Here is an 8,238-nt window from a genome sequence, read left to right as displayed (position 1 = left end):
GAAATCTAAATCAAATTCGTATTTGCCGGTGGCCTTTGATTTTTTAACAGCGTTGTCCGGGCAGTACATATAGCAGTTGTCGCACATGTAACAGAGTCCGCAGCTGAAACAGCGATCCGATTCGCCAATAATCTCATCCCGGTCAAAGGGCCGGTAAATCTCCTTAAAACCTTTCAGCCGCATATGAATCGGCGCAGCTTCTTTAGTAAAGGCTTTTGATTTCTCATAATAATATGTATTCAAGTCCTTGGAGTAAATCACCGGCGGTTGTGCCAGCCGACTTTCCACATTATTATCGATGTAGTCCTCAATGGCGGAAGCGGCTCGCATCCCCTGACCGATGGCAGCGGCAACGGTCTCCGGGCCGAGCACGGCATCACCACCGGCGAAAACGCCGTCGATGCTGGTCATGAGCAGTTCGTTGGTATAGGTCCATTTATCACCCAGCCTTTGAACGTCAATGCCGTCATAATCGACCGCCTGGCCGGTAGCCATTATGACCGTGTCCGCCGGAATAACCGATTCTGACCCGGCAATGGGGACCGGCCGGGCTATTCCCAAACCGGCTTTACATCTCAACTTTTTTTTATAAATTAATCAGGGAGGCAATACTTTGATGGTTTCGTCAAAACACAAAAATCACGGTGAGCATATGTACAGATATCGGCTTATTACTATTATAATTTTAGGATTGTGCTTAACGGGTCATACAAGCTGGGCCGCTAAGGGCTATGTAACTGATTCGTTTAGAATCAGTCTCCGTAGAGGTCCAAGCACTGAAAATAAAATTTTAAAATTTCTCTCTTCCGGTCATCCCGTGGAAATTTTAAAGACCGAAGAAGGTTGGAGTCTTGTTCACTCCCTGGCTGATGATCAGGAGAACATTAAGGGATGGGTTTTGAATCGTTATCTGATTATACGACTCCCATGGGAAATTCAGACCAAATCCTTATTGCAGGAAAATGCTGTGCTTAAAGAGAAATTGGCCCGCCTTGAAGATGGACGGAATGGGGCTCTGAAACAGGAAGCAGATAAATATGTTAAGCTTAAAACGGTCCATGCATCTTCCCAAAAAACCATTCAAATGTTAACTAAAGAAAATGAAAATTTGAAGTCTTCGCAAAAAAATAGATTGTTTTTATCAGGAGCATTAGTGTTATTGTGCGGTTTGATCAGCGGCATGATAGTTGGGCGACAACAAAAGAGGCGACGATTATCACTATAATTTGTGGATCATCTCCAACTCTTTTGGAGATGATCCACAAAGAATTAACCATCTGAATGTCACGAGTTTGGTTCGTTCGTTTTCAAGGCATCAGGGCTGAATCTGTTTTGCAGCCAATAAAAAATTCGGGCTAGTGCTTGAAACTCCGCTGCCCGGTATATACCATGGTGGCGCCGACTTCGTTGCAGGCCTCGATGGACTGGTAGTCATTTCCCGACCCGCCGGGCTGAATCACGGAAGTAATACCTTCTCCGAGTCCTACTTCTATGCCGTCCCTGAAAGGGAAGAATGCATCGCTGACCATGGCGGCACCGATCAGGCCGCCTTTTTCAGCCGTTACCCTTGCGTCAATTTCTTTCTTTTTATCGTCATCTTGCAGATCGTTGTAAGGGATGCCGTGCGCTTCAAAGCAATAACGGTCTGCTAGTTTCCGGTAGGCTTTATCTCTGGCGATTTCAGCCACCCCTACCCGGTCCTGCTCACCGGTTCCAATGCCTACGGTCACCTCGTCTTTTACATAAATGACCGAATTCGAAGTAATCCCTGATTCCACCAGCCAGCCAAAGAGTAAATTATCATTTTCCTTATCCGTGGGTTCCCGGTCTACCCGGTAGCTTTTGCCCTTGTATTCGGTTTCGGCGACCCTGAGGTCCGCCGGAGTCAGGGTAGTCGGCACAAAAGACCACTGCACGATATGTCCGCCGTCAATCAAACTCTTGAATTCCACGCACCGCTGACCGACAAAACTCTGCAGCCGATCGATATTACCGATACGGATGACCCTTAGATTTTTTTTCTGTTCGAAAACTGCCATAACCCCTTCCTCAAAATCAGGGGCGACCACGACCTCGGCATACTGATTGGTAATGGCTTCGGCCGTGGCCTTGTCTACCGCCCGGTTAAGAGTGATGCATCCTCCGAAAGCAGCCACGCGGTCTGCTATATTGGCCTTGATATAGGCTTCTTCCAGAGTGTCTGCGCGGGCAACTCCGCAGGGGTTGTTGTGTTTGACAATCACCACTGTGGGTTTGTCCACAAAGTATCTTAAGATATTCAAGGAGTTGTCCGCATCGGTCAAATTGGTTTTACCGGGATGCTTGCCGGACTGCAGCAGTTCGATATCTGAGGCCAGATACTGCCCCGGCTGAATCGTTTGGCTGTCCCCTAACACCAGATTACCATTGACCAGCCTGTACAGAGCCGCTTCCTGGCCGGGATTTTCACCGTATCTTAATCCTTTTTGAACCTCATCGATGACCCAGGAAACTTTTTCATAAAAAAGGGTCTGCCTTTTGTCCTGGTCCACAAAGCTAATCTCCATATTAGGCGGAAAGTGATCATCCATGATTGTTCGATACATTTTCTTTAGATCTTCAGCCATTTTCTTCTCCTTTAACCTTAATTCCGGATAAACCGGTTAAAAATTATTATTTTTATCACGAAAGCATGAAAATACGAAGGCACGAAAAACCAAAATTAAATTACCATTTCGTGCTTTCAGTATTTCGTGTTTTCGTGATTATCTTTAAATATTCGGGTTAACCGGGATAGCAAGCCTTAACATCGTCAAAAGATTTGGAACCCAAAAAGCCGGCAATAGTACTGTCATAATCGGCCGTGTAGGCAAAGGCCTTTTGCGCCAGACGGTAACGAAGTCCCAGGGATATCGCTCCGTTATTAGCTTTCATCTCGGCAATAATGGTGTCATAGTCGGCAGGGTCGACCACCGATGCAACCCTCAAATAATTCTTGGCGGAAGCCCTTATCATACACGGCCCGCCGATATCGATATTGCCCCGCGCCTCTTCCACTGTTACCCCTTCTTTTGAGATCGTCTCCTTAAAGGGGTACAGATTGCCGATCACCATATCCATCGGCACCGCACCGGTTCGTTTTAAATCATCCTGGTGGGGGTCATTGTAAGTTTCGGTCAGCAGGCCCAGATAAATTTTAAAGTCCAATGTCTTGACCAGACCGCCCTGGGTTTCCGGCTGGCCGGTGTAATCCGAAATCTGTGTCAGGCAGGTTGCCGCCGCCTCGCCCATAATTTCCTTAATCCTACCGAAAGTTCCGCCGGTAGAATATAATTTTATCTCAGGATTTATCCTGAGCAATGCGGGCATAAACTCATCCAAACCGCCTTTGTCAAAAACACTTGCCATTACATTTCTAACCTTTACAAGATCATCAATTTTTTCAACAACGTTCATACTCATAACACCTACCTCTCTCCTTCATATTCTTTGATAAAGCGTTTAAAGAATTGCTCCATGAAGTCATGGCGCTCATGCGCCAGTTTTCTGCCGCTTTTTGTCAAAATCCTATCCCGGATTTTGCTGAGTTTAACCCTGTATTCTCGATAGCCGGTGTCGTCTTTTGAGTACGGCGCGGCTTTCTCGACATTTATTTTGGGGCTGTGCAGCCGCGCCCCCACTTCTCCGGCAAAGAGAAATGCCCGGGCTACCCCCACCGCACCGATGGCATCAAGTTTGTCCGCATCAAACAGGACTTTAGCCTCGATTGTTTGGGGCGCATAGTTGCCCCGGAAACGATGGGATCTGACACAGTGGACAATATTTTCTTTTTGTTTTTCCGTAAGCGGAAACGCCGACACGATCGGAATTGCTATTTCCACACCTTTTTGGGCGTGGCATACAGCACCGTTGGAAGCATCCTGAAAGCCCCGGCCGATATCGTGCAGATAGGCCGCAACCAGCAGCACATCCATGTCGACACCTTCTTTGGAGCCGATGCGCCGGCACAACCTGAATACTCTAAGGGTATGCTCCCAGTCATGGCTCCCACGGGCTCCGTCAAAATATTGCTTTGCAATCTTGTGCACGTTTTCCAGCAACATTTCAGAGTCGATCTTAGAACCATTACCATTGGTAAATCCAGCATCCTGTATGTTTACCGCTGCAGCTTCACGCATCTTCATTAGGCCCGCTTCCCCGTCATATGCTCAATGTCAACCTTGATAATAACCGTATGTTTTAATTTGGTTTCCGGATAGGTAGATGCTTCGCCGGAGTATTGCTGCATGATAATATCCAGAGCCCGGCGCTTGGACTCGGAATCTTCGAGAAATGAAGCTTGGCCGAATCCAACAACACTTTTATATTGCATACCCCACTCACATGCTTTATCAGCCTTTATGACTTCAGAGTCAATATCAAATTCAAAACAAACCCTGTTATTCTTTTTGATGATGTCTATTTTTTTCCCCTGTCCGGCGGAATGAAAGTACAATACATTATCCTTGTATCCAAAGCACAGCGGAACGATGTAAGGGTGATTTCCATCCGCCGGCGCCAGCCGGGCCGACCAGGCTGCGTCTGATGATCTCCTCGATTTCAGCCCTGCTGGTAATCTCCCTGTCAGCCCTTCTCATTTTTTTCATTGAGTTTCTCTACAATTTAATTTGAGTGTCTAACCCGAATCGAGCCAAAAATCGATCAGGCGTCTGTTGTCAATTGTCCGTAGTCAGTAGTTTTACAGATTCTTAGGGTTTCTTTGTGTGTTTCGCCTGTAGTTGAAATATAATCTCGCTTCTTTTTGCGTAGCAACGGACGACGGACAAAGGACAACGGACAACCACTTGAGCGTTTTCGCTCAATTGGTGTATAAAAATTGCCTTTTTTCAGAGCGGCGAAGCCGCATTATATAAAATCGCGCAGCTATTTTATAGCTGCGCGATTTTATATTACAGGATCAATAACCCCGGCCAGGTTTTCCTTTACGAATGTCGGCAGCATAAAAGCAGCCCGGTGTATTCCAATGTTGTAATAGCGGGTTGCAACACCTGCCTTCTCAACCCGGGCAGGGTCAAAATCCTTTAAGGGGCAAATACCTTTGGAAGCGTAACCAAAACTCCAGAAGCCGCCCGGATAGGTTATATTGGTGAACAGATAAAGATGAAGCTTTTTAAAAAACGGCCGCTGGTTCATCAGCATGGGATACTGGATGTCATGATCGTAAAAGGGCGATTCAGCCTGAGTGATCATGATTCCGTCGGCTGCGAGTATGGCGGCAACTCGTTCATAGAATGGTTGATTAAACAGCGATTCTGCCGGGCCGATGGGATCGCTGGAATCGACAATGACCACATCGAACCGTTCGCCGGTATCGTTTACAAACTTGACCCCGTTTTCGATGCGCAGCTCCAGGCGCGGGTCATCCAGGGCACAGCTCACCGAGGGCAAATGCCGGCGACACGCTTGAACCACAATCTCATCTATCTCGACCATCACAACCCTTTCAATCGAACGGTGTTTGAGGACTTCACGGACCGTGCCGCCGTCGCCGCCGCCGATGACAAGAACCTGTTTTGGAGAAGGGTGCACGAAAAGAGGTACATGCGCGATCATTTCATGATAAACGAATTCATCCCGCTCAGAAAGCTGGACGATGCCGTCGTTAAGAAGCATGGCGCCGTGGCCGGCGGTTTGCACCACATCCACCTGCTGGAATTGACTTCGCTCTGAAAAGAGGGTCTTTTCGATCTTAAAGCTTAAAGCTACCGTCTCTTTGTGGATTTCCTTAATCCAAAGTCCGGCTTTGTTTTTCGTACCCATGCGGCTGCTATTGTCCATGTATGCTCCCAAATGGCTACCTAACACTTAATAACATAATTCAAAAAGGTGACGGCATAACCGCAGTCGAATTCGTAAAAGCTCTTTTCCGTAACATTATACCCGGCGGCGGCAGCATTGACCGTGGAGTGCAGCCGCAGGCATTGAGCGTCCATGCTGGTTGTCAATACCAGAGAAAACCTTTCCGGTTTAAAAATATAAACAACATCCGCCACAATCCCGGAATAGTCGTTTTTGATGACATTGGTTTCAAAGCTGGCATATGACCCCTCGGGCTGCGGGGTTACATGCACCGTAAAATAATTAATACTATCAATGCCGTTCATGGAAAAACCGCAAGGGTGAAACACATGGCTGTCCGTATCCATCTGCGTAAAAATACGGTTAAGCCCGCTTTGTTTAAGGACTTGACTGGCACTCCGGCGGTTGTCTGTCATACATATTTCGGATATCGACGGGCCCAGATCATGCATCAGAACCTGCAGGGTGGCATCCTGTGAGGCTGCTGTTTTGGCATGCGATGAATAAAAAACGTAGACATGATCATGATTGGCCGGCCCCAATCTGTAACTTTTCCCCGGAAAATGCCGTTCCATACCGGCCACATCATCTTCAAAATCGGCCGGCTGCATTTGGGGGAACATGAAGTTTTTGCGTTCATAAAAAACCAGGGCCACTTTTTGTTTGTTAACAATTTTAAGGATTTCAGGCACGGCATTAATAAGGTTTGTCTGCCCGCAGGTAATCATCAGGATGCGGTCTTCCCATACAAAAAGGCTCGATTCAGACAATATGTAGGCATCCAGATAATCATTTGATTTCTTGCTGATAATTTCCGCCCGGCCGGCTCTGGCAACCCTCTCCCAGCGACCATCAGAGCCGGCTCGCAGGCCGGGCTGCGGGGAGAAAAGGATGATTTCGAGCTTTTTTTCGGGCCCTTCGAATTGTGTTGCCTGTGTATGCAAAGGCTTACCTCTGAGCCAGCTTCAAAACGCCCCCTTTTGCCCAATCTCTGCGTCAGGCTCAAATTGTAATCCTCGAAATACTCAATGTATGTCTGTGGTTAAAATTTTCGCCTTCCTTGACCTTGGACAAAATTGAACATTTTGAAACTGACTCCTCTTTAAATAAAAATTAAACACTACCTAATTTGATATTGCTCTGTCACAATTTGAAACGCTAAATTTAGGTACTATTCAATAGAATACACCGACTCCCAGCGCTCATATTCCGATGCGACCCGCAGCCCTTTTGCTTTGAGCATCAAAACGACCTTTTCCTCATTAAATCTAAGATAGGGATTAATTTTGAATTCGTCTTGCAGCGTTGAACGCACGTGCGCCGGGTCATACGTCTTTAGAAAATGGTCTATATCGCGGTTGTCAGGTTCCAGGATCTTGGCAAAAGCCAACGATTCCTGCACATAATCGTGCCCGGCATATATTACGGTCTCAGCGGGAAACGCCATTAACATTTTGATCGAATGAAAAAAACCTTTAAGGTCTCCGGAAAAACAGTTTCCGATGGTACCGTTAAAGAGCGTGTCGCCGGTGATAAGAGTGTTGCCAAGGCCGAAAGTAACTGAATCTTTAGTGTGCCCCGGGGTTTGATAGACATCGATTTTCACATCTTCAAGCTCGATGATCCGGTCGCGACGCAGGGCGGCACCGTCCAGATATTCAGCACCTGAAGCGGCCACAAGAGCCTTGTTCCCTGTAGTGTGGTCCGCGTGAGTATGGGTGTTGGTTACCCATTTTAAGCTAAGCCCTTTGTCGGCGATAAAATCAAGGATGGCGTCCGCCGCCCCTCCGTCAATGGCGCCGGCTAATTGCTTGCCGTATACCAAATAACCGAAGTTGTCAGTTGAGTATCTAAATTGCTTGATGTTCATGAGCCGCACCTTCAAATATTAGAGGTAATATTGATGGTTTCGTAAAAAGTAAAAAGTTCCTTTTTACGAACGTTTTAAGTTTGATAGTTCCGTAAAAAGTAAAAAGTTAAAGGTGAAAAGTCTATATGTTGTGTAATATTGCCTCTTAATGTACTAAATGTAGTCGTTTTACATTTCACGTTTCACTTTTTACAAATTCATCAATATTGCGTGGGCATACTACCCTTATCGAGACAAAAATTCAAGCTGCTTTGATTCGCTTAAAACCTAAAACGTGATGAATTCGACTTTATACGACGCCATCAATATTGATGACCCCAGTGATTATCAGCACTTGCGATATTTTTTTTTTTGATTTAGAAATAGATCAACATTTTCCTAGGTTGAGTGGTTCAACGTTCAAGCCCGCCCTGGCCTCCGGCTCGTAGAGACATGAGCCTACGCCTCGGAGAGCGCGACGGCCGTTATCAAGGAGATCAACCCTCTGCTATTAAAATATACGCATTGGATTCAACTTCTTGAAATCAGGT

General features: G+C 46.5%; 10 protein-coding genes. 1 reads left to right on the top strand and 9 read right to left on the bottom strand.

The genetic code is table 11. The annotated features are described in order from the left end of the window. Positions 1 to 579: FAD-dependent oxidoreductase (locus tag V3S16_RS06655; RefSeq protein WP_413883889.1), on the bottom strand; the 579-nt coding region annotated here is incomplete at its 3' end. A 37-nt stretch (positions 580 to 616) separates the two neighbouring features. Here V3S16_RS06655 and V3S16_RS06650 point away from each other — a divergent pair. Then, positions 617 to 1,225: an SH3 domain-containing protein gene (locus tag V3S16_RS06650; RefSeq protein ID WP_413883888.1), complete on the top strand. Its 609-nt coding sequence runs from the start codon at positions 617 to 619 to the stop codon at positions 1,223 to 1,225. A 130-nt stretch (positions 1,226 to 1,355) separates the two neighbouring features. On the opposite strand, the gene V3S16_RS06645 is transcribed toward V3S16_RS06650, so the two are convergent. The 8 genes from V3S16_RS06645 to V3S16_RS06610 form a co-directional block, all read right to left on the bottom strand. Continuing rightward, positions 1,356 to 2,606, bottom strand: a complete 1,251-nt coding sequence (locus tag V3S16_RS06645; protein WP_413883887.1) for an IMP cyclohydrolase — start codon at positions 2,604 to 2,606, stop codon at positions 1,356 to 1,358. Positions 2,607 to 2,763: 157 nt separating this feature from the next. Further along, positions 2,764 to 3,441 (bottom strand): hypothetical protein, encoded by a 678-nt coding sequence (locus V3S16_RS06640; protein WP_413883886.1) that lies wholly within the window; start codon positions 3,439 to 3,441, stop codon positions 2,764 to 2,766. A gap of 5 nt (positions 3,442 to 3,446) precedes the next feature. Then, positions 3,447 to 4,163, bottom strand: coding sequence for an HD domain-containing protein (locus V3S16_RS06635; protein WP_413883885.1), 717 nt, complete (start codon positions 4,161 to 4,163; stop codon positions 3,447 to 3,449). After that, on the bottom strand, positions 4,163 to 4,501 hold the full coding sequence (locus V3S16_RS06630; protein WP_413883890.1) for a pyridoxamine 5'-phosphate oxidase family protein: 339 nt from the start codon (positions 4,499 to 4,501) through the stop codon (positions 4,163 to 4,165). The genes V3S16_RS06635 and V3S16_RS06630 overlap by 1 nt, the downstream gene beginning before the upstream one ends. Next, the gene (locus tag V3S16_RS06625; RefSeq protein WP_413883884.1) at positions 4,479 to 4,625 is read right to left on the bottom strand and encodes a hypothetical protein; all 147 of its coding nucleotides are present in this window, start codon (positions 4,623 to 4,625) and stop codon (positions 4,479 to 4,481) included. The genes V3S16_RS06630 and V3S16_RS06625 overlap by 23 nt, the downstream gene beginning before the upstream one ends. Before the next feature lie 298 nt (positions 4,626 to 4,923). Beyond that, a complete protein-coding gene (gene speE, locus V3S16_RS06620; RefSeq protein ID WP_413883883.1) occupies positions 4,924 to 5,817 on the bottom strand; it encodes a polyamine aminopropyltransferase in 894 nt (297 codons plus the stop codon). A 20-nt stretch (positions 5,818 to 5,837) separates the two neighbouring features. Continuing rightward, on the bottom strand, positions 5,838 to 6,782 hold the full coding sequence (locus V3S16_RS06615; protein WP_413883882.1) for a hypothetical protein: 945 nt from the start codon (positions 6,780 to 6,782) through the stop codon (positions 5,838 to 5,840). 227 nt (positions 6,783 to 7,009) lie between these two features. Further along, on the bottom strand, positions 7,010 to 7,708 hold the full coding sequence (locus V3S16_RS06610; RefSeq protein ID WP_413883881.1) for an MBL fold metallo-hydrolase: 699 nt from the start codon (positions 7,706 to 7,708) through the stop codon (positions 7,010 to 7,012). Positions 7,709 to 8,238 lie beyond the last annotated feature (530 nt).

Origin of the sequence: Candidatus Desulfatibia sp. (assembly GCF_036446775.1) — a bacterium.
Taxonomy (GTDB): Bacteria; Desulfobacterota; Desulfobacteria; order Desulfobacterales; family UBA11574; genus Desulfatibia_A.
The sequence above is the reverse complement of the archived record's forward strand: the minus strand, read 5'-3'. Positions and strand labels throughout refer to the sequence as shown.

Excerpts from the sequence above, each read along its gene's own strand:
- V3S16_RS06625 (WP_413883884.1), bottom strand. The coding sequence starts at position 4,625 with ATGAAAAAAATGAGAAGGGCTGACAGGGAGATTACCAGCAGGGCTGAA.
- V3S16_RS06650 (WP_413883888.1), top strand. The coding sequence starts at position 617 with ATGGTTTCGTCAAAACACAAAAATCACGGTGAGCATATGTACAGATAT.
- V3S16_RS06610 (WP_413883881.1), bottom strand. The coding sequence starts at position 7,708 with ATGAACATCAAGCAATTTAGATACTCAACTGACAACTTCGGTTATTTG.
- speE (WP_413883883.1), bottom strand. The coding sequence starts at position 5,817 with ATGGACAATAGCAGCCGCATGGGTACGAAAAACAAAGCCGGACTTTGG.
- V3S16_RS06645 (WP_413883887.1), bottom strand. The coding sequence starts at position 2,606 with ATGGCTGAAGATCTAAAGAAAATGTATCGAACAATCATGGATGATCAC.
- V3S16_RS06640 (WP_413883886.1), bottom strand. The coding sequence starts at position 3,441 with ATGAGTATGAACGTTGTTGAAAAAATTGATGATCTTGTAAAGGTTAGA.
- V3S16_RS06635 (WP_413883885.1), bottom strand. The coding sequence starts at position 4,163 with ATGAAGATGCGTGAAGCTGCAGCGGTAAACATACAGGATGCTGGATTT.